We start from the raw sequence: 18,352 nt of genomic DNA on the forward strand, positions 1-18,352 counted from the left end.
ACCATGGCCAAGCTCGAACTGCTCCCCGCCGTCGACGTCCGCGACGGCCAGGCCGTCCGCCTCGTGCACGGCGAGTCCGGCACCGAGACCTCCTACGGCTCCCCGCTGGAGGCCGCCCTCGCCTGGCAGCGCGCCGGCGCGGAGTGGCTGCACCTGGTCGACCTGGACGCCGCGTTCGGCACCGGTGACAACCGCGACCTGATCGCCGAGGTGGCCGGGGCGATGGACATCAAGGTGGAGCTGTCCGGCGGCATCCGCGACGACGACACCCTCGCCGCCGCCCTGGCCACCGGCTGCACCCGGGTGAACCTCGGCACGGCCGCCCTGGAGACCCCCGAGTGGGTCGCCCGGGTGATCGCCGAGCACGGCGACAAGATCGCCGTCGGCCTGGACGTGCGCGGCACCACCCTGCGCGGCCGGGGCTGGACCCGAGACGGCGGCGACCTGTACGAGACGCTGGACCGCCTGAACAAGGAGGGCTGCGCCCGCTACGTCGTCACCGACATCGCCAAGGACGGCACCCTCCAGGGCCCGAACCTGGAACTGCTGCGAAACGTCTGCGCGGCGACCGACCGCCCGGTGGTCGCCTCCGGCGGCGTCTCCTCACTGGACGACCTGCGGGCCCTCGCCGGTCTGGTGCCGCTCGGTGTCGAGGGCGCCATCGTAGGGAAGGCGCTGTACGCGAAGGCGTTCACCCTGGAAGAGGCCTTGGAGGCTGTGTCGTCATGACGTCCGAAGCCGTGCGGCGGGTGCAGAGCGGAAGTCCCTGGGAAGAGTCCTTCGGTTTCGCACGCGCCGTGGCGGCGGGCGACCGGGTGCTGGTGGCGGGCACGACGTCCTTCAAGGGCAGTGTGCTCTACGGCGAGGGCGACCCGTACGAACAGGCCAAGGTGGCCTTCACCAGCGCCCTGGAGGCGATCGGAGAGTTCGGCCTCGGCATCGAGTCCGTGATCCGTACGCGGATGTACCTGACCCATGCGCGGGACGTGGAAGCCGTCGGCCGGGCCCACCAGGAGCTGTTCGACTCCGTGCGCCCGGTCTCGACCCTGCTGGTCGTCGAGGGCTTCGTCGACCCGCGCATCCTGGTCGAAGTGGAACTAGAAGCATTCAGAGGAGCCTGAGCAGTCATGACCCTGGCGGTCCGAGTCATCCCCTGCCTGGACGTGGACAACGGCCGGGTCGTCAAGGGCGTGAACTTCCAGAACCTGCGCGACGCGGGTGATCCCGTCGAGATGGCCAAGGTGTACGACGCCGAGGGCGCCGACGAACTGACGTTCCTGGACATCACCGCGTCCTCCGGCGACCGCGAGACGACCTACGACGTGGTGCGCCGCACCGCCGAGCAGGTCTTCATCCCGCTGACGGTCGGCGGGGGCGTGCGGACCGCCGAGGACGTGGACAAGCTGCTGCGGGCGGGCGCCGACAAGGTGGGCGTGAACACCGCCGCGATCGCCCGTCCGGAGCTGATCCGCGAGATCGCGGAGCGGTTCGGCCGCCAGGTGCTGGTGCTGTCGGTGGACGCCCGCCGCACCCCCGAGGGCACCTTCGAGGTCACCACCCACGGCGGCCGGCGCGGCACCGGGATCGACGCGGTGGAGTGGGCGCACCGGGCGGCGGAGCTGGGCGCGGGGGAGATCCTGCTGAACTCCATGGACGCGGACGGCACGAAGGACGGCTACGACCTGGAGCTGATCGCCGCGGTCCGCAAGCACGTCACGGTCCCGGTGATCGCCTCCGGCGGCGCCGGCAAGCTCGCCGACTTCCCCCCGGCCATCGCCGCGGGCGCCGACGCGGTCCTGGCCGCCTCGGTCTTCCACTTCGGCGACCTGCGCATCGGCGAGGTGAAGCAGACGCTGCGGGGGGCGGGGCATCCCGTCAGGTAGCGGTGGCGAGGGCACCGGAGGCCCCGGCCGGGCGGCCGGGGCTTCTTCACGGAGTGATACGAAAGGAAAGTTGCGCAAGAGATGTTGTGCAATTTTCCTTTCGCATCTAGGGTCCGGTGACATGGCACGCGAGGAGAACCGCCGGATCACGGACATCGGGACGCTCAAGGCGCTCGCCCACCCCCTGCGCATGAAGCTCTACCGCCTGCTGTTCGTCTCCGAGGCGGCCACGGCCTCCCAGCTGGCCGAGCAGGTGGACGAGGCGGTCTCCCTGGTCAGCTACCACCTGCGCAAGCTGGCCGGGCACGGCCTCGTAGAGGAGGCCGAGGGACGCAGTGACGACGGGCGGGAGCGCTGGTGGCGGCCGGTCTCCGAGGGCGTTTCCATCCGGGACGAGGATTTCCGGGACGCCCCCGAGAAGGCCGCCGCGCATATCGCGGCCTCGAGGCTGTTCCTGGAGCAGCGCATGGAGATGTACCGCGCCTACCTCGACACGCGGGCCCACTGGGGCGCCGAGTGGAACGCGGCGGCCCGTGACACCGAGGTGCTGCTGCGGCTCACCGCCGGTGAAATGACCGCGCTGCAGAAAGACCTGACCGACCTGCTCAAGCGCTACGACGAACAGGGACGCGCCCGCGAGGCGGCCGGCGACACCGAGGGCCGCGAGCACGTCGCGCTGCACCTGTACGGCTTCCCGTTCCGCCTCTGACCCCGGCGTACGGCCCCCTTTCGAGACCCACCTTCCGCGCGGGACGTCCGCACCGCGTCCGCGCCCGAGAGGACACCCCCTCCGTGACCGCCACGCTCATACCCCCCGCCCCCGCGCGGGCCCACCGCGACCCCAACGTGCTGCGCTGGCTCGGGGCCTACACCTCCTCGATGCTCGGCGACAACGTCTACTACCTCGCCCTGTCCTGGGCCGCCGTGCAGTCCGGAACCCCCGCGCAGGCCGGTCTCGTGATGTCCGCGAGCGCGCTGCCCCGGGCCGTGCTGATGCTCGGCGGAGGCGTGCTCGCCGACCGGCTGGGCCCGCGCCGGGTGGTGATCGGCAGCGACGCCGTCCGCTGCGCCGCCGTCCTCGCCGTGGCCGCCCTGCTGTTCCTCACCCGCCCCGGCCTGTGGCCGCTCGCCCTGCTCGCATGCGTCTTCGGCACCGTCGACGCCGTGTTCATGCCGGCCGTGGGCGCCCTGCCCGCCCGGATCACCGGCACGGACCAGCTCGCCCGCGTCCAGGGCCTGCGCGGCCTCGCCGTCCGCGCCGCGAGCGTCGTCGGCGCCCCGCTCGGCGGCCTCGGCGTGGCCCTCGGCGGCGCCCCGGCGGCCTTCGCCCTCGCCGGTGCGCTCATCGCGCTGTCGCTGCCGCTGCTGCTGTCCGTCCGCGTACGGGAGCTGCCCGCAGGCCCCGCCGGCAGCGAGCGCGGCGCCACCGCCCGGGCCGACCTGAAGGCCGGGCTGCGCTACGTCCGCCGGCACCGCGTCCTCGGGCCGCTGATGATCGCCATCGCGCTCGGCGACCTCGGCTTCGTCGGCCCGCTGAACGTCGGCCTCACCCTGCTCGCCGACCACCGCGGCTGGGGCGCCGCGGGCATGGGCTGGGTCCTGGCCGGGTTCGGCACCGGTGCGGGCGCCGCCTCGCTGCTGCTGGCCGCCCGCGGCCGGCTGCCCCGCGCCGGACTGGTCACCGGGTGCGCCTGCGCCGCGGGCTCCGTGGCCGTCGGCGCCCTCGCCTTCGTCCCCGGCCTGGCCGCCGCCGTCGCGACCGCCCTGCTGGTCGGCCTGCTCACCGGACTCAGCGGCGCGCTGTGCGGGGCCCTGCTCCAGACCCAGGCCGACCCCGCGTACCTGGGCCGGGTCACCGCCGTGTCCAGCCTGGTCAGCCTCGGTCTCACCCCGCTGAGCATGCCCTTCGCCGCCGCCGCGGCCGGCACCTTCGGCCTCGGCCCCGTCTACACCGTCAGCGCCGCCGTCTGCGGCCTCGGCGGCCTGGTCTTCCTCGCCGTACCGGCTCTGCGCCGCGCGGAACTCCCCGGCTGAGGCCCCGGCTGCCGGATGCCCGGGCCACTCCGGCCGAGGGCCCGCCGACCGATGCCTGATCCGTCCCGGCGGACGGCCCCGCCGTCAGCCGCCCGGGGTTCCTGGCGCTTGGCGGGCTGCTGTCGGTTGCTCGGGGTTCCTGGTGCTTGGTGGGCTGCTGTCGGTTGCTCGGGGTTCCTGGTGCTTGGCGGGCTGCCGTCGGTTGCCCGGGGCTCCCGGCACCGGGCGGGCCGGCGTCGGCCGCCCCGGAACCTCCGGCCGGCGGCTCCCGTACTTCCCGGCCGGCGGGTTCCGCCAGATGCCCACGGCTCCCCGGCCGGCGCCCCCGGTCAGATCCCCAGCTGCTTCGACTCGTGCAGCCGGTCGATCGCGTCCGCGTCCCCGTCCAGGTCCACCCGGGCCGCGCGCTGCCGTCCGTACGCGAACATCAGCAGCTCCGACGCCTCACCGGTCACCGTGACCACCGGTGTGCCCCGGTGCGCCACCACGGTCTGTCCGTCCGGGCGGCGCAGCACCAGACCCGTCGGCGCGCCCTTCCCCAGCAGCCGCGCGATCCGCTCCAGCCGGGACCACAGCGTGTCCTGGAACACCGGGTCCAGCTCGCGCGGCGTCCAGTCGGGCTGGGCGCGGCGGACGTCCTCCGTGTGGACGTAGAACTCGATGATGTTGGCCGCCTCGTCGACCTGCTTGAGCTGGAACGGCGAGAACCGCGGCGGCCCCGTGCGGATCAGCCGGATCAGCTCCTCGTACGGCTTCGCGGTGTACTCGGCCATCACCTTCTCCAGGCGCGGCGCGAGCTGCTTGACCAGCGTGCCGCCCGCCGCGTCCGGGCGGCGCTCCCGCACGATCACGTGCGCGGCCAGGTCACGGGTCCGCCAGCCCGCGCAGAGCGTCTCGGCGTCCGGACCGACGGTTTCCAAGAGATCGGCGAGCAGGAGCCGTTCACGCTTGGCGAAGGTCGACATGCGGCCAGCCTACGACCAGGTGATCCCTCCGCCCACCCGTGGCCTCCCGAGGGGGTTCCGCCGCCCCGCGGTGACCATTCCCCGGACGCCCGGGGTCCGCTGTCGGTGCCGCGCGGCACAATGGCACCCATGACCAGTACGACCGGCAGCCCCCGGCCCAGCAGCCTCGACCCGGAGATCGCAGCGCGGCTCAAGCGCAGCACCGACGGGCTCGTCCCCGCCATCGCCCAGCAGTACGACACCGGCGAGGTGCTCATGCTCGGCTGGATGGACGACGAGGCGCTGCACCGCACGCTGACCACCGGCCGCTGCACCTACTGGTCGCGCAGCCGCCGGGAGTACTGGGTCAAGGGCGACACCTCCGGACACGTCCAGCGGGTGAAGTCGGTCGCCCTGGACTGCGACGGCGACACCCTGCTCGTCAAGGTCGACCAGGTGGGCGCCGCCTGCCACACCGGCGCGCGCACCTGCTTCGACGAGGACGTGCTCCTGAGGGACACGGATTCCGCCGCTCCGGCAGCGGCTCAGTAAGGTCGGCCGCCATGGATCTCGAGACCTTCCGCAAGCTGGCCGGCGACCGGCGCGTCATCCCGGTCACCCGCAAGCTCCTCGCCGACGGCGACACTCCGGTCGCCCTCTACCGCAAGCTCGCGGCCGAACGCCCCGGGACCTTCCTGCTGGAGTCCGCGGAGAACGGCCGCTCCTGGTCCCGGTACTCCTTCGTCGGGGTCCGCAGCGCCGCCACGCTCACCGCCCGGGACGGACAGGCCCACTGGGCCGGCACCCCGCCCGTCGGCGTCCCCACGGACGGCGATCCGCTCGCGGCCCTGCGCGCCACCCTCGAGACCCTGCACACCCCGCACCAGGAGGGCCTGCCGCCCTTCACCGGCGGCATGGTCGGCTACCTGGGCTACGACATCGTCCGCCGCCTGGAGAAGATCGGCCCCGGCGAGCACGACGAGCTGCGGCTGCCCGAGCTGACCATGCTGCTGACCAGCGACCTCGCCGTGATGGACCACTGGGAGGGCTCGGTCCTGCTGATCGCCAACGCGATCAACCACAACGACCTGGACACCGGCGTGGACGAGGCGTACGCGGACGCCGTGGCCCGTCTGGACGCCATGGAGGCCGACCTCACCCGCCCGGTCGCCCAGCCCCCGGCCCAGCTGCCGCCCTCCGAACTGCCCGTGTACACCGCCCGCTGGGGCGGGCCCGACTTCCAGCGGGCCGTGGAGGACATCAAGGAGCGCATCCGCGCGGGCGAGGCCTTCCAGGTCGTCCCCTCCCAGCGCTTCGAGACCCCCTGCACGGCGAGCGCCCTGGACGTCTACCGAGTGCTGCGGGCCACCAACCCCTCGCCGTACATGTACCTCTTCCGCTTCGACGGCTTCGACGTCGTCGGCTCCTCCCCGGAGGCGCTGGTGAAGGTCGAGGACGGGCGCGCGATGGTCCACCCCATCGCCGGCACCCGGCACCGCGGGGCCACCCCCCAGGAGGACCAGGCGCTCGCCGAGGAACTGCTCGCCGACCCCAAGGAGCGCGCCGAGCACCTGATGCTGGTCGACCTCGGCCGCAACGACCTCGGCCGGGTCTGCGAGCCGGGTTCGGTCGAGGTGGTCGACTTCATGTCCGTCGAGCGCTACTCGCACGTGATGCACATCGTCTCCACCGTCACCGGCAAGGTCGCCCCCGGCCGCACCGCCTTCGACGTGCTCACCGCCTGCTTCCCGGCCGGCACCCTCTCCGGCGCGCCCAAGCCCCGCGCGATGCAGATCATCGACGAACTGGAGCCGTCCCGGCGCGGCCTGTACGGCGGCTGCGTCGGCTATCTGGACTTCGCCGGTGACTCCGACACCGCGATCGCCATCCGTACCGCCCTGCTCCGCGACGGCACGGCCTACGTCCAGGCCGGCGCGGGCGTCGTAGCCGACTCCGACCCGGTCGCGGAGGACCAGGAGTGCCGCAACAAGGCGGCGGCGGTGCTGCGGGCGGTGCACACGGCGAACCGCCTCGGGCAACAGGGCGCTTCTCACAGCAACCCCGGGTGACGGTGCGCCGGGGGTTCAGGCGATAGTGGAGTACGTGACTGCCGTACCTCACCTTCGTTCCGAAGCCGCCGCATCCGCCCGGTCCGGCCGGCGGAGCCTCGCCGTGGCCCTGCTGTTCGGCGCCCTCGGCGCGGCCGTGGCACTGCTCGCCACCCGGCAGCGCTGGGCGGAGGGCACCGCGACGGTGGCCGGCGGCGCGTTCCCGCTGACGGCCAAGGGCAGCGACGTCACGGGCGTCCCCGCGGCCCTCGCCATAGTGGGCCTCGCCGCGCTCGTCGCGGTCTTCGCCGTCCGCCGGGCCGGCCGCTTCCTCGTCTCCGGGCTGCTCGCGCTGTCCGGCGCCGGCATCGCCGTCGCGGCCCTGGCGGGCGTCTCGGACGGCTCCGCGCTGGACGAGCGGGCCGCCGAGGTGAGCGGCGACAGCTCCGCCACGGTGCACGCGCTCACCCACACAGGCTGGCCGTACGTCGCGGCCGCCGGCGGGCTGCTGATCCTGCTCGCCGGGCTGCTCGCCCTGCGCTACGGCCGCCTGTGGCCCGCGATGTCCGGCCGCTACGAACGCGGTCCCGCCCGCCCCCGGCGCACCGCCCGCCCCACCGACCCGGAGCGGCCCGAGGAGATCTGGAAGGCCCTGGACCGGGGCGAGGACCCGACGGGCGCCTGACCTCACGGCCCGAGAGGGGGCCCGGGCGGTGTGGCGAACCAGACGCCACCCCCGCGTCCGGCGCGCGCACGCCTACGGGACAATGGATCCGGCGAGCGTACGACGCCTCATACGACACGTACATCAGCAACAACGAGGAGCAAGTCATGGCGGGCAGCAGCCACGGCCACGGTCACACCCCGGCCGCCTGGACCGGTGTCATCATCGCCTTCATCGGTTTCTGCGTCGCGGGCGCCTTCATGGTGATGGCCCAGCCCGTCGGCTTCTGGGCCGGCATGGCGCTCACGCTCCTCGGCGGCGTGGTCGGCGGCATCATGCGGGCCATGGGCCTCGGCCAGCCGAAGCAGACCGCTGCCGTGGCGCGCACGTCGGCGAGCCCCGAGCCGGCCGCCGCGGGCCACTGACCCCAGGCTTTCCCGAGGGGCGGTCCGGCATCCGGAGGGATGCGGACCGCCCCTCGCGTTTCCCGGCCGCGCGGGGCCGGGCCCGCGCCGGTCGCCGCCGACGGGCGGCGCTGCACCGGGCGGGGCAGAATGCCCGCGTGAACGCTGACAGCCGCACGGTCCCGGCCGAGGCCCCCCGCGACACCCCGCACCCCGGCCCGCCCGCCACGCCCTCCGGCTTCCCGTACCCCGGGCCGCCTGCGGGGCCTGGCGCGTCTTCCGGTGTGTCGCACCCTGGGCCGTCTGCCGGGCCCGGTGTGTCTTCCGGTCTCCCGCACCCCGGGCCGTCCGCTGCGTCCTCCGGCCTCCCGTACCCCGGGTCGCCTGCCGGGCCTGGCGCGTCTTCCGGCTTGTCGCATCCTGGGCCGTCTGCCGGGTCTGCCGGGTCTGCCGTGTTCTCCGGTCTCCCGCACCCCGGGCCGTCCGCTGCGTCCTCCGGTCTCCCGCACTCCGGGCCGTCCGCTGCGTCCTCCGGCCTCTCGCACCCTGGGGCGCCCGCCGGGTCCGTCCGGCGGCGGCTCGCCGTGCCCCTCGGGTTGTTCGCGGCCGTGGCCGGGGCCTTCGGCTACGTCGGCGCGGTCGATCCGAACCAGCCCGGCCACTATCCCGTCTGCCCTCTCTACGCGCTCACCGGCCTGTACTGCCCGGGCTGCGGCGGGCTCCGCAGCGCGCACGCGTTCGCCCACGGCGACCTGCTCACCGCGCTGCGCGCCAATGCGCCGGCCGTCGCCGCCTACCTCGGCTTCGCCGTACTGTGGTCCGTCTGGACGGCGCGCGCGGCGCGCGGCCGGCCGCTGCGGATCCGCCTCGGCCCCGTCCACCTGTGGACCGTCGCCGCCCTGCTGCTGGCGTTCACCGTCGTCCGCAACCTGCCGTTCTGCAGCTGGCTGCGCCCTTGACCGGCTTCGGACGGATGTCCACGGAATGGGACCGCCGTCAACCGGATGCGAGGCCACCGCACCGCTGCGGATACCATCGCAATTGACCACGGGCTTTCGGAGCCTGAAGGAACCCACCGTCTGGAAGGGGGCCGCTCGCGTGAGTGTGCTCGACGAGATCATCGACGGAGTCCGTGCCGACCTCGCCGAGCGGCAGGCCCGTGTCAGCCTCGACGAGCTCAAGGAGCGCGCGGCCAAGGCCCCCGCCGCCAAGGACGGGGTGGCCGCCCTCAAGGGCGACGGCGTCAAGGTGATCTGCGAGGTCAAGCGGTCCAGCCCCTCCAAGGGCGCGCTGGCCGCCATCGCCGACCCGGCCGGCCTCGCCGCGGACTACGAGGCGGGCGGCGCGGCCGTCATCTCCGTCCTCACCGAACAGCGCCGCTTCGGGGGCTCGCTCGCCGACCTGGAGGCCGTCCGCGCCCGCGTGGACATCCCGGTGCTGCGCAAGGACTTCATCGTCACCTCGTACCAGCTCTGGGAGGCCCGTGCGTACGGCGCCGACCTCGCGCTGCTCATCGTGGCCGCCCTGGACCAGCCGGCCCTGGAGTCGCTGATCGAGCGCGCGGTGTCCATCGGCCTGACCCCGCTGGTCGAGGTGCACGACGAGGACGAGGTCGAGCGGGCGGTGGACGCGGGCGCCAAGATCATCGGTGTCAACGCGCGCAACCTGAAGACGCTGGAGGTCGACCGCGGCACGTTCGAGCGGGTCGCCCCGGAGATCCCCGACCACCTCGTGAAGGTCGCCGAATCCGGTGTGCGCGGCCCGCACGACCTGATCGCCTACGCCAACGCCGGAGCCGACGCGGTCCTGGTCGGCGAGTCCCTGGTCACCGGCCGCGACCCCAAGGCGGCCGTCGCCGACCTGGTCGCCGCGGGCGAACACCCCGCACTGCGGCACGGCCGGGGCTGATCCCGCTAGGCTTGCCGACGATGACGCACCAGCTCACCCTGACGGCCCGGGACCCGTACGCCCGTCTCGCGCGCGGCTGCCGGCCCCGGGGCTGTCGCGCGCCCGCGCGGCGCGTGCACGGCCGCAGGGTGCGGTACGTCATAGGTGACGAACCCGGGCAGGTCAACGGGCGTCGATGGCAGCGCGCCCGTTAGGGGCGCGGGACTCCATCTGATATGCGGCTACCGCCGCGCGGGCGCGACAAGCCACATCCGGCCCGCAGCCGACAGACGACCCGAGCCCCACGGCGATCGGTTCTTCCCAGAAACTCACCGTGAGGTATCCGCATGCCCAGCGACTTCTTCATTCCCGACCCGGAGGGTCAGGTCCCCGACGCCGGAGGCTACTTCGGCGCGTTCGGCGGCAAGTTCATCCCGGAGGCCCTCGTCGCCGCCGTGGACGAGGTGGCCGTCGAGTACGACAAGGCCAAGAACGACCCCGAGTTCGCCCGTGAGCTCGACGACCTGCTGGTGCACTACACCGGCCGCCCGTCGGCGCTCACCGAGGTCCCCCGCTTCGCCGAGCACGCCGGCGGAGCCCGCGTCTTCCTCAAGCGGGAGGACCTGAACCACACCGGCTCCCACAAGATCAACAACGTGCTCGGCCAGGCCCTGCTCACCAAGCGCATGGGCAAGACCCGGGTCATCGCCGAGACCGGAGCCGGTCAGCACGGCGTCGCCACGGCCACCGCCTGCGCGCTGTTCGGCCTCGACTGCACCATCTACATGGGCGAGATCGACACCCAGCGGCAGGCCCTGAACGTGGCCCGCATGCGCATGCTCGGCGCCGAGGTCGTCGCCGTGAAGTCCGGCAGCCGCACCCTGAAGGACGCCATCAACGAGGCGTTCCGGGACTGGGTCGCCAACGTCGACCACACCCACTACCTGTTCGGCACGGTCGCCGGCCCGCACCCGTTCCCGGCCATGGTCCGCGACTTCCACCGGGTCATCGGCGTCGAGGCCCGCCGCCAGCTCCTGGAGCGCGCCGGCCGCCTCCCGGACGCCGCCGTCGCCTGCGTCGGCGGCGGCTCCAACGCGATCGGCCTCTTCCACGCCTTCATCCCCGACGAGGGCGTCCGCCTGATCGGCTGCGAACCGGCCGGCCACGGCGTCGAGACCGGCGAGCACGCGGCCACCCTCACCGCCGGCGAGCCCGGCATCCTGCACGGTTCCCGCTCCTACGTCCTCCAGGACGACGAGGGTCAGATCACCGAGCCGTACTCCATCTCGGCCGGCCTGGACTACCCGGGCATCGGCCCCGAGCACTCCTACCTGAAGGACTCCGGCCGCGGCGAGTACCGCGCGGTCACCGACGACGCGGCCATGCAGGCACTGCGCCTGCTGTCGCGCACCGAGGGCATCATCCCGGCCATCGAGAGCGCCCACGCCCTGGCCGGCGCCCTGGAGGTCGGCCGGGAACTGGGCCCGGACGGCCTGATCGTCGTCAACCTGTCCGGCCGCGGCGACAAGGACATGGACACCGCCGCGCGCTACTTCGGCCTGTACGACACCGACGCCGAGGTCGCGGCCGACGCCGCCGACACCGCCGAGATCGAGGGGGACGCCAAGTGAGCGGGAACATCCAGCTGCTGTCGGACACCCTCGCGGGCGCCCGGGCGGAGGGCCGCTCGGCGCTCATCGCCTACCTCCCGGCCGGATTCCCCACCGTGGACGGCGGCATCGAGGCGATCAAGGCCGTACTGGCGGGCGGCGCGGACGTGGTCGAGGTCGGCCTGCCGCACAGCGACCCGGTCCTGGACGGCCCGGTCATCCAGACCGCGGACGACATCGCCCTGCGCGGCGGTGTGCGGATCGCGGACGTCATGCGCACGGTCCGGGAGGCGTACCGGGCCACCGGCAAGCCGATCCTGGTCATGACGTACTGGAACCCCATCGACCGCTACGGCGTCGAGCGCTTCACCGCCGAGCTGGCCGAGGCGGGCGGCGCCGGCTGCATCCTGCCCGACCTGCCGGTGCAGGAGTCGGCGCTGTGGCGCGAGCACGCCGAGAAGCACGGCCTCGCGACGGTCTTCGTCGTGGCCCCGAGCAGCAAGGACGAGCGGCTCGCCGAGATCACCGCGGCGGGCAGCGGCTTCGTCTACGCCGCCTCCCTCATGGGCGTCACCGGCACCCGCGAGTCCGTCGGCGCGCAGGCCCAGGACCTGGTCCGGCGCACCCGCGCCACCGGCACCGGCCTGCCCGTCTGCGTCGGTCTCGGCGTCTCCAACCGGGCCCAGGCCGCCGAGGTGGCCGGCTTCGCCGACGGCGTGATCGTCGGTTCGGCGTTCGTGAAGCGGATGCTGGACGCGCCGGACGCCGCCGCCGGCCTCACGGCGGTCCGCGAGCTGGCCGGGGACCTGGCGAAGGGCGTGCGCGGCCAGGCGTGACGGGCGGACGCGAGGGGCTGTGATGTCCCCTACCGCATGATTCGGTCACTCGAACGGGTGGACCTCGGACCGGGGAGGCGCGCTGCGCCTCCCCGGTTCGTTCTGGGGGTGTGAGCGAGAAGAACCGTGACGGAAAGCGCACCGCCCGGGAGCGGCTGGCGGTCGAGCGCGAGAAGCAGAAGGCCGCGGACAGGCGACGGCGGGCGCTGATCGTGGGCGCGAGCGTCGTCTGCGTCCTGGGCCTGGCGGCGGTGGTCGGCGTCGTCGCCGCCAACGCCGGCAAGGACAAGAGCACCGGCGCGGGTCCGGCGGTGGCCCCCTCGGGCGCGCAGGGCAAGGACAGCCTCGCGATCCCGGTCGGCAAGGACGGCGCCAAGTCGACGCTCACCGTCTGGGAGGACTTCCGCTGCCCGGCCTGCCAGGCCTTCGAGGTGGCGTACCGGCCGGTGCTGCACGAACTGACCGACGCCGGCAAGCTCAGAGTCGAGTACCACCTGGTCCGGCTGATCGACGGCAACCTGGGGGGCACCGGTTCGCTGCGCGCCGCCAACGCCGCCGCCTGCGCCCAGGACGCCGGAAGGTTCCGCGACTACCACGACGTGCTGTTCGCGAACCAGCCCAAGGAGACCGACGACGCCTTCGAGGGCAACGACAAGCTGATCGACCTGGCCGGCAAGGTGAAGGGCCTGGACACCCCCGCCTTCCGCAAGTGCGTCCAGGACGGCACCCACGACGGCTGGGTGGACAAGTCCCATCAGGCGTTCAAGTCCGGCAGCTTCGGCGGCACGCCCACCGTGCTGCTCGACGGCAAGAACGTCTACCAGGACCGGACGATGACCCCGGCCAAGCTCAAGCAGCTGGTGGAGGCGGCCGACAAGGGGTGAGCGTTCCCCACGCCCCGTTATGGACCCGTAGCCGGGCTGCTTGCCGTCCCCACGGCCCGGCACGGTAGCGTCGGATCTGCCATGAACCTTGCCTACATCCCCAGCCCGTCGCACGGGGTGCTGTACCTCGGCCCCATCCCGCTGCGCGGCTACGCCATCTGCATCATCATCGGCGTCTTCGTTGCCGTCTGGTTCGGCAACAAGCGCTGGATCGCCCGGGGCGGGCAGTCCGGCACGGTCGCCGACATCGCCGTCTGGGCCGTACCGTTCGGCCTGGTCGGCGGCCGGCTCTACCACGTGATCACGGACTACGAGCTGTACTTCAGCGAGGGCCGGGACTGGGTGGACGCCTTCAAGGTGTGGGAGGGCGGCCTGGGCATCTGGGGCGCCATCGCGCTCGGCGCGCTCGGTGCCTGGATCGGCGCGCGGCGCCGGGGCGTCCCGATGCCCGCGTACGCCGACGCGGTCGCGCCCGGCATCGCGTTCGCGCAGGCCATCGGCCGCTGGGGCAACTGGTTCAACCAGGAGCTGTACGGCCGGGAGACCCACCTGCCCTGGGCGCTGCACATCACCTCCGCCGAGGGCGGCCGGGTGCCGGGGTACTACCACCCTACGTTCCTCTACGAATCCCTGTGGTGCGTCGGCGTCGGCCTGCTGGTGATCTGGGCGGACCGCCGCTACAAGCTGGGGCACGGCCGGGCGTTCGCGCTGTACGTCGCCGCGTACTGCGCGGGCCGCGGCTGGATCGAGTACATGCGCGTGGACGACGCCCACCACATCCTGGGCCTGCGCCTCAACGACTGGACCGCCCTGATCGTCTTCCTGCTGGCGGTGGCGTACATCGTGGTGGTGGGCAAGAAGCGGCCGGGACGGGAGGCCGTGGTCGAACCCGGGGCCGTCCCCGGCGGGGCGGCCGGGGCCGCGGAGGCTGTCGCCGAGGGCGAGGAGAAGAAGCCCGCGGGTACGGAGGCTGCCGTCGGCGCCGGGGAGAAGCGGCCCGGGGACGGCGAGGAGCCCGCCGAGGAGTCGCCGGAGGACGAGGCGAAGCCGGCCAGGAAGGTCTGACCGCCGGTTCCACGACGCCGAGGGCGCCCGGAGTGTTCCGGGCGCCCTCGGCGTGTGCGGGCGGTGGCGCACGCGTCCGGGGCCGGGGACCTCACGTGCCGTACCGGGTCTCGATCTCCGGGCGGTACGGCATCGACGCCGACGCCCCTGCCCGCTGGACGGAGATCGACGCCGCGGCGGCCGCCCAGGTCAGGGCCTCGCGTACCGGTTTCTCCTCGGCGAGGGCGACGGCGAGCGCGCCGACGAAGGTGTCGCCCGCACCGGTGGAGTCGACGGCCGTCACCCGGGGCGCGGGGACCACGAGCGGCTCGGCGCCCCGGGCCAGATACAGACAGCCGGTCGCGCCGAGGGTGACGACGACCTCCGGCACCCGGTCCAGCAGGGCCGCCGCCGCCTCGCGCGGGTCGGTACGGTCGGTGAGGGTGACCGCCTCGTACTCGTTGGGCACCAACAGGTCGACGGCGTCCAGGAGTTCGGGCGGCAGCGGCTGGACCGGGGAGGGCGTCAGCACCGTACGGACGCCGTGCCGGCGGGCCGCCTGCGCGCCCGCGACGACCGCCGCGAGGGGGACCTCCAGTTGCAGCAGCAGGGCGTCCGCGGTGGCGATCACCCCCTCGTCGCCGGGGGAGAGGTGGTCGACGGTGCCGTTGGCGCCGGGGATGACGACGATCGCGTTGCCCCCCTCGGCGTCCACCACGATGTGCGCGGTGCCGGACGGGCCCTCCACCGTGCGCAGGAAGTCGGTGTCGACGCCGGAGTGTTCGAGGGTGTCGCGCAGCCGCGCGCCGTAGGCGTCGGTGCCGACCGCGCCGATCATCGAGACGGTCGCCCCGGCCCGGGCCGCGGCGATCGCCTGGTTGGCGCCCTTGCCGCCGGGCACCGTACGGAACTCCCGCCCCGTCACGGTCTCCCCGCGCCGGGGCGCCCTGTCGACATAGGTGACCAGGTCCATGTTGGTGCTGCCGAGGACCGCGATATGGGTCATGAGCGGGTCGCCTCCAGGTGCGTGAGGTGGGCGAGGGCGTCGAAACCGGTGCCGTCGAAGTCGGCGAGGCCGCTGGCGAGCCGGTTCTTCAGCGGCGCCCGCCAGCGTTCGGGCAGCGCGGCGGGGGTCCCGGCGAGGAGCCCGGCGACGCTGCCGGCGGTCGCGCCGTTGGTGTCGGTGGCCCAGCCGCCGGACACGGCACGGCAGACGGAGCCGGCGAAGTCGCCGTCGGCGTGGGTGAGGGCGGCGGCGATCAGCGCGGTGTTGGGGACGGCGTGGAGCCGGTGGTGGGTGGCGGCGTAGCGGGCGTGGAGTCCGTCCACCACGTCCTCGAAGCGCTCCGTGGTCCGGGCCAGCCGGACGGCGTGGTCGACGGCCGCCGCCAGCCGGGAACGGGGCGGGATCACCGCGCGGCCGGCCCGCAGGCAGGCGTGGACGTCATGGGTGCCCGGGACGGCGGCGGCGATGACGGCCGCGGTGAACATCGCCGCGTAGACACCGTTGGCGGTGTGGGTGAGGACGGCGTCGCGGTACGCCTGTCCGGCGGCTGCGGCCGGGTCGCCGGGGTTGGTCCAGCCGTGCGGGGCGGCGCGGACCAGGGCGCCGGTCCACTCGCGGAACGGGTTGCGGTGGCGGGCGGTGCCCGGGGGCTCGATGCCGCAGAGCAGATTGCGCAGGGCGAGGCGCTCGGCGGCAGAGGTACGACCGGGCGGAAGCTCGTCCAGCCAGAGCCGGGCGGCGTCGTCGGTGCCGAACCGCCGTCCGTGGCGCCGGAGCAGCAGGAGATTGACGAGGCCGAGGTCGAGGTCGTGGTCCCCGGGCACGCCGTCGATGGTCTCGGCCAGACAGGTGGCGGCGGAGCCGTGGTCCCAGGGATGGGCGGCGAGGAGGTCCTCGGGCACGCCCCTGGCGGTGAAGTAGCCGTCGAGGGGCCAGTTCCCGGCCGCCCGGGCGAGGGCGCGGATGCCGTCGAGGGGCAGGTTCCGCACGGGTCTGCCGAGGAGACACCCGATGGCCCGGCCGAGCCAGGCGGCCTCGAGGGCACGGGGGTCCGGCGCGGTGGCCATCCTGTCGGCGGGGTGGCCGTGGCGGCCGGGGCCGTCGGGTCCTGCGGACCAGTCGGGGCACAGGGAGGTGATGCGGGTCAGGCCGGTCGGCTCGTCCTCGGCGAAGCGGCCGGGCAGGTCGGCGAGTTCGTCCAGCAGGTCCTCCGCGAGCAGGCGCAGATAGCGGGAGACGCCCGCGGAGGCGCTCCTCCGCCGCACCGCGTCCGGGCCGCCGGCCGCCCGCCAGCGGGCCTCCACCGCCTTCGGCTCACGCCCGTCCAGGCGGGCCTGGCGCAGTTCGTGGTCCAGCAGATCCTCCGGCTGGACCCAGGTCACACGGAGCACGGGCGGCCTCCGGGTGTGCCGGCCGCCCGCTCGGGAGCGTGTTCGCGGCGGACCGCCCGGCCCGGGATCCCGCGGGCGGCACGGGTGAGCGACCGGGCGGGTGCCCACGGCACCGGCCGGCCGGTGCCGACGCCCGTCCGCGCGTCGCGCGTGCCTGTGACCGGCGGTGTGCCGGGTGTGCCGGGTGTGCCCGTGACCTCCTCCGTCCCGCGCGCGCCCGCCAGGGCACCGGCACCGGCCGTCGTGACGGCGGCGCGGTGGGTCCTGCCGTACCTCACCGAGCCGGGCGCGGCCTGCCGGTCGTCGCCGGCGGAGACCGCCGGCAGGCCCGGGGCGCCGGGGAGTGCCGTGACGGAGCGCGGCCGGGAGGGACGGCGGGCGGCGGGCGTGCCGGAACCGGGCCCCGCCCCGGAGCCGCTCGGAGCCGGTTCGCTGCTTTGTCGAGCTGTGGGCGTCATGCCCCGAATCATCCTCCTGGGCGCGTTCCCTCGGGCGTCTTTGCGCATGTGTGCCGCGGGAAGAGGCCCGGTCGGACCGGGGCGCCCGTCCTCCCCTTCGCCCGGCACCTGAGCCGCTCCCCGCCCAGATGAGTGCCCGCAGCGGAAAACCGCAGGTTAGCCCAGCCTTTCCTTGCTGGCGGGGGAGGAGTCGACGGCGTAGATTTGGGGATGTCAAAAAATAGAAGTCGTCCAAAGTTAGCTTTGGCTAAGCTTTCCTGGGGGCCCGCATGGCGATCATCGAAACCGAGGCCGCGCTGCACGAAGCGCACCGCGACAACCACACCCACCGTGATGTGAACGGTGGCTGGCTGCGGCCCGCCGTCTTCGGCGCCATGGACGGCCTGGTCTCCAACCTCGCCCTGATGACGGGCGTGGCCGGCGGCTCCGTGAGCCGGCACACCATAGTCATCACCGGCCTCGCCGGGCTCGCGGCCGGCGCCTTCTCCATGGCGGCCGGCGAGTACACCTCCGTCGCCTCCCAGCGCGAACTGGTCGAGGCCGAACTCGACGTCGAACGCCGTGAGCTGCGCAAGCACCCGCAGGACGAGGAGGCGGAGCTGGCCGCGCTGTACGTCGCCCGCGGGGTCGAACCGGACCTGGCCCGGCAGGTCGCCCGGCAGCTGTCCCGTGATCCCGAGCAGGCGCTGGAGATCCACGCCCGCGAGGAGCTGGGCATCGACCCCGGCGACCTGCCCTCCCCGCTGGTCGCCGCCGTGTCGTCGTTCGGATCCTTCGCCCTCGGCGCACTGCTGCCCGTGCTGCCGTACCTGCTCGGCGCGAGCGTGCTGTGGCCCGCCGTGCTGCTCGCCCTCGTCGGACTCTTCGCCTGCGGTGCCGTGGTGGCCAGGGTGACCGCGCGGAGCTGGTGGTTCAGCGGTCTGCGGCAGCTCGCGCTGGGTGGCGCGGCGGCCGGTGTGACGTACGCCCTGGGCAGTCTGTTCGGAACGGCCGTAGGATAGCCCGACCGGTACTTATGCGAGGGGCCGCATAAATACCCGTTACCCGCTGGTTTCGGCAGCTTTGCGGCGGGGCATGACCCGTAAGCGCTGTGGGCAATGACGCCTGCCGCGCCCCCGTGGGGCGGGCGATGACGCTCTCCCCGGCCCCCTCGGGCCGCCGGACGCGATCGACCGATCCTGTCCGTCACGGTCCCCCCACCGCGTCGCCGTCACCGCACGGCACCCGCCGTCACCGCACGGCACCGCGCCGCCACCGCA

General features: G+C 73.9%; 19 protein-coding genes. 16 read left to right on the top strand and 3 right to left on the bottom strand.

The annotated features are described in order from the left end of the window. Window positions 1–3 precede the first annotated feature (3 nt). From priA to AB0E62_RS11405, 5 genes are all read left to right on the top strand, one after another. Window positions 4–729, top strand: a complete 726-nt coding sequence (priA, locus tag AB0E62_RS11385) for a bifunctional 1-(5-phosphoribosyl)-5-((5-phosphoribosylamino)methylideneamino)imidazole-4-carboxamide isomerase/phosphoribosylanthranilate isomerase PriA (protein WP_289965617.1) — start codon at window positions 4–6, stop codon at window positions 727–729. After that, window positions 726–1,121 carry a RidA family protein gene (locus tag AB0E62_RS11390; protein WP_362191126.1) on the top strand — a complete coding sequence of 132 codons (396 nt, stop codon included), beginning with the start codon at window positions 726–728 and terminating at the stop codon, window positions 1,119–1,121. The genes priA and AB0E62_RS11390 overlap by 4 nt, the downstream gene beginning before the upstream one ends. A gap of 6 nt (window positions 1,122–1,127) precedes the next feature. Continuing rightward, window positions 1,128–1,883, top strand: a complete 756-nt coding sequence (hisF, locus tag AB0E62_RS11395; RefSeq protein WP_362191128.1) for an imidazole glycerol phosphate synthase subunit HisF — start codon at window positions 1,128–1,130, stop codon at window positions 1,881–1,883. 121 nt (window positions 1,884–2,004) lie between these two features. Then, window positions 2,005–2,592 carry a helix-turn-helix domain-containing protein gene (locus AB0E62_RS11400; RefSeq protein WP_362191130.1) on the top strand — a complete coding sequence of 196 codons (588 nt, stop codon included), beginning with the start codon at window positions 2,005–2,007 and terminating at the stop codon, window positions 2,590–2,592. Between the two features lie 83 nt (window positions 2,593–2,675). Then, complete coding sequence (locus AB0E62_RS11405) at window positions 2,676–3,917, top strand: MFS transporter (RefSeq protein ID WP_362191132.1); 1,242 nt, start codon at window positions 2,676–2,678, stop codon at window positions 3,915–3,917. A gap of 329 nt (window positions 3,918–4,246) precedes the next feature. Here the strand turns inward: AB0E62_RS11405 and AB0E62_RS11410 are convergent, their stop codons facing one another. Continuing rightward, window positions 4,247–4,882, bottom strand: coding sequence for a TIGR03085 family metal-binding protein (locus tag AB0E62_RS11410; RefSeq protein ID WP_362191134.1), 636 nt, complete (start codon window positions 4,880–4,882; stop codon window positions 4,247–4,249). 129 nt (window positions 4,883–5,011) lie between these two features. Between AB0E62_RS11410 and hisI the strand changes: the two genes are divergently transcribed. From hisI to lgt, 10 genes are all read left to right on the top strand, one after another. Beyond that, window positions 5,012–5,413, top strand: coding sequence for a phosphoribosyl-AMP cyclohydrolase (gene hisI, locus AB0E62_RS11415; protein ID WP_362191136.1), 402 nt, complete (start codon window positions 5,012–5,014; stop codon window positions 5,411–5,413). An 11-nt stretch (window positions 5,414–5,424) separates the two neighbouring features. Beyond that, complete coding sequence (locus tag AB0E62_RS11420) at window positions 5,425–6,930, top strand: anthranilate synthase component I (protein ID WP_362191138.1); 1,506 nt, start codon at window positions 5,425–5,427, stop codon at window positions 6,928–6,930. 25 nt (window positions 6,931–6,955) lie between these two features. Next, the gene (locus tag AB0E62_RS11425; RefSeq protein WP_362191140.1) at window positions 6,956–7,594 is read left to right on the top strand and encodes a TIGR02234 family membrane protein; all 639 of its coding nucleotides are present in this window, start codon (window positions 6,956–6,958) and stop codon (window positions 7,592–7,594) included. A 146-nt stretch (window positions 7,595–7,740) separates the two neighbouring features. Next, window positions 7,741–7,998: an HGxxPAAW family protein gene (locus tag AB0E62_RS11430; protein WP_362191142.1), complete on the top strand. Its 258-nt coding sequence runs from the start codon at window positions 7,741–7,743 to the stop codon at window positions 7,996–7,998. Window positions 7,999–8,561: 563 nt separating this feature from the next. Next, entirely contained in the window at window positions 8,562–8,936 is a 375-nt protein-coding gene (locus AB0E62_RS11435; RefSeq protein WP_362191144.1) for a DUF2752 domain-containing protein, read from the top strand. Between the two features lie 139 nt (window positions 8,937–9,075). Continuing rightward, window positions 9,076–9,885 carry an indole-3-glycerol phosphate synthase TrpC gene (gene trpC / locus AB0E62_RS11440; RefSeq protein WP_362191146.1) on the top strand — a complete coding sequence of 270 codons (810 nt, stop codon included), beginning with the start codon at window positions 9,076–9,078 and terminating at the stop codon, window positions 9,883–9,885. 326 nt (window positions 9,886–10,211) lie between these two features. Further along, window positions 10,212–11,495: a tryptophan synthase subunit beta gene (gene trpB / locus AB0E62_RS11445; RefSeq protein WP_362191148.1), complete on the top strand. Its 1,284-nt coding sequence runs from the start codon at window positions 10,212–10,214 to the stop codon at window positions 11,493–11,495. Continuing rightward, window positions 11,492–12,310 carry a tryptophan synthase subunit alpha gene (gene trpA, locus AB0E62_RS11450; protein ID WP_362191150.1) on the top strand — a complete coding sequence of 273 codons (819 nt, stop codon included), beginning with the start codon at window positions 11,492–11,494 and terminating at the stop codon, window positions 12,308–12,310. Before trpB ends, trpA begins: the two co-directional genes overlap by 4 nt. A 110-nt stretch (window positions 12,311–12,420) precedes the next feature. Then, window positions 12,421–13,194 carry a thioredoxin domain-containing protein gene (locus tag AB0E62_RS11455; protein ID WP_362191152.1) on the top strand — a complete coding sequence of 258 codons (774 nt, stop codon included), beginning with the start codon at window positions 12,421–12,423 and terminating at the stop codon, window positions 13,192–13,194. Window positions 13,195–13,275: 81 nt separating this feature from the next. After that, the gene (gene lgt, locus AB0E62_RS11460) at window positions 13,276–14,259 is read left to right on the top strand and encodes a prolipoprotein diacylglyceryl transferase (protein ID WP_362191154.1); all 984 of its coding nucleotides are present in this window, start codon (window positions 13,276–13,278) and stop codon (window positions 14,257–14,259) included. Between the two features lie 91 nt (window positions 14,260–14,350). Here the strand turns inward: lgt and rbsK are convergent, their stop codons facing one another. Then, on the bottom strand, window positions 14,351–15,244 hold the full coding sequence (gene rbsK / locus AB0E62_RS11465) for a ribokinase (protein ID WP_362191156.1): 894 nt from the start codon (window positions 15,242–15,244) through the stop codon (window positions 14,351–14,353). Beyond that, complete coding sequence (locus AB0E62_RS11470; protein ID WP_362191158.1) at window positions 15,241–16,635, bottom strand: ADP-ribosylglycohydrolase family protein; 1,395 nt, start codon at window positions 16,633–16,635, stop codon at window positions 15,241–15,243. Before AB0E62_RS11470 ends, rbsK begins: the two co-directional genes overlap by 4 nt. Before the next feature lie 727 nt (window positions 16,636–17,362). Here AB0E62_RS11470 and AB0E62_RS11475 point away from each other — a divergent pair. Then, window positions 17,363–18,094 carry a VIT1/CCC1 transporter family protein gene (locus tag AB0E62_RS11475; protein ID WP_362191160.1) on the top strand — a complete coding sequence of 244 codons (732 nt, stop codon included), beginning with the start codon at window positions 17,363–17,365 and terminating at the stop codon, window positions 18,092–18,094. The last annotated feature ends 258 nt before the right edge of the window (window positions 18,095–18,352 follow it).

It is taken from the genome of Streptomyces sp. NPDC038707, from assembly GCF_040636485.1.
Lineage (GTDB): Bacteria > Actinomycetota > Actinomycetes > Streptomycetales > Streptomycetaceae > Streptomyces.

What these genes read in the sequence shown, in the direction of transcription:
- priA (WP_289965617.1), top strand. Translation starts at nt 4, where the DNA reads ATGGCCAAGCTCGAACTGCTCCCCGCCGTCGACGTCCGCGACGGCCAG.
- AB0E62_RS11390 (WP_362191126.1), top strand. Translation starts at nt 726, where the DNA reads ATGACGTCCGAAGCCGTGCGGCGGGTGCAGAGCGGAAGTCCCTGGGAA.
- hisF (WP_362191128.1), top strand. Translation starts at nt 1,128, where the DNA reads ATGACCCTGGCGGTCCGAGTCATCCCCTGCCTGGACGTGGACAACGGC.
- AB0E62_RS11400 (WP_362191130.1), top strand. Translation starts at nt 2,005, where the DNA reads ATGGCACGCGAGGAGAACCGCCGGATCACGGACATCGGGACGCTCAAG.
- AB0E62_RS11410 (WP_362191134.1), bottom strand. Translation starts at nt 4,882, where the DNA reads ATGTCGACCTTCGCCAAGCGTGAACGGCTCCTGCTCGCCGATCTCTTG.
- hisI (WP_362191136.1), top strand. Translation starts at nt 5,012, where the DNA reads ATGACCAGTACGACCGGCAGCCCCCGGCCCAGCAGCCTCGACCCGGAG.
- AB0E62_RS11420 (WP_362191138.1), top strand. Translation starts at nt 5,425, where the DNA reads ATGGATCTCGAGACCTTCCGCAAGCTGGCCGGCGACCGGCGCGTCATC.
- AB0E62_RS11430 (WP_362191142.1), top strand. Translation starts at nt 7,741, where the DNA reads ATGGCGGGCAGCAGCCACGGCCACGGTCACACCCCGGCCGCCTGGACC.
- trpB (WP_362191148.1), top strand. Translation starts at nt 10,212, where the DNA reads ATGCCCAGCGACTTCTTCATTCCCGACCCGGAGGGTCAGGTCCCCGAC.
- lgt (WP_362191154.1), top strand. Translation starts at nt 13,276, where the DNA reads ATGAACCTTGCCTACATCCCCAGCCCGTCGCACGGGGTGCTGTACCTC.
- rbsK (WP_362191156.1), bottom strand. Translation starts at nt 15,244, where the DNA reads ATGACCCATATCGCGGTCCTCGGCAGCACCAACATGGACCTGGTCACC.
- AB0E62_RS11475 (WP_362191160.1), top strand. Translation starts at nt 17,363, where the DNA reads ATGGCGATCATCGAAACCGAGGCCGCGCTGCACGAAGCGCACCGCGAC.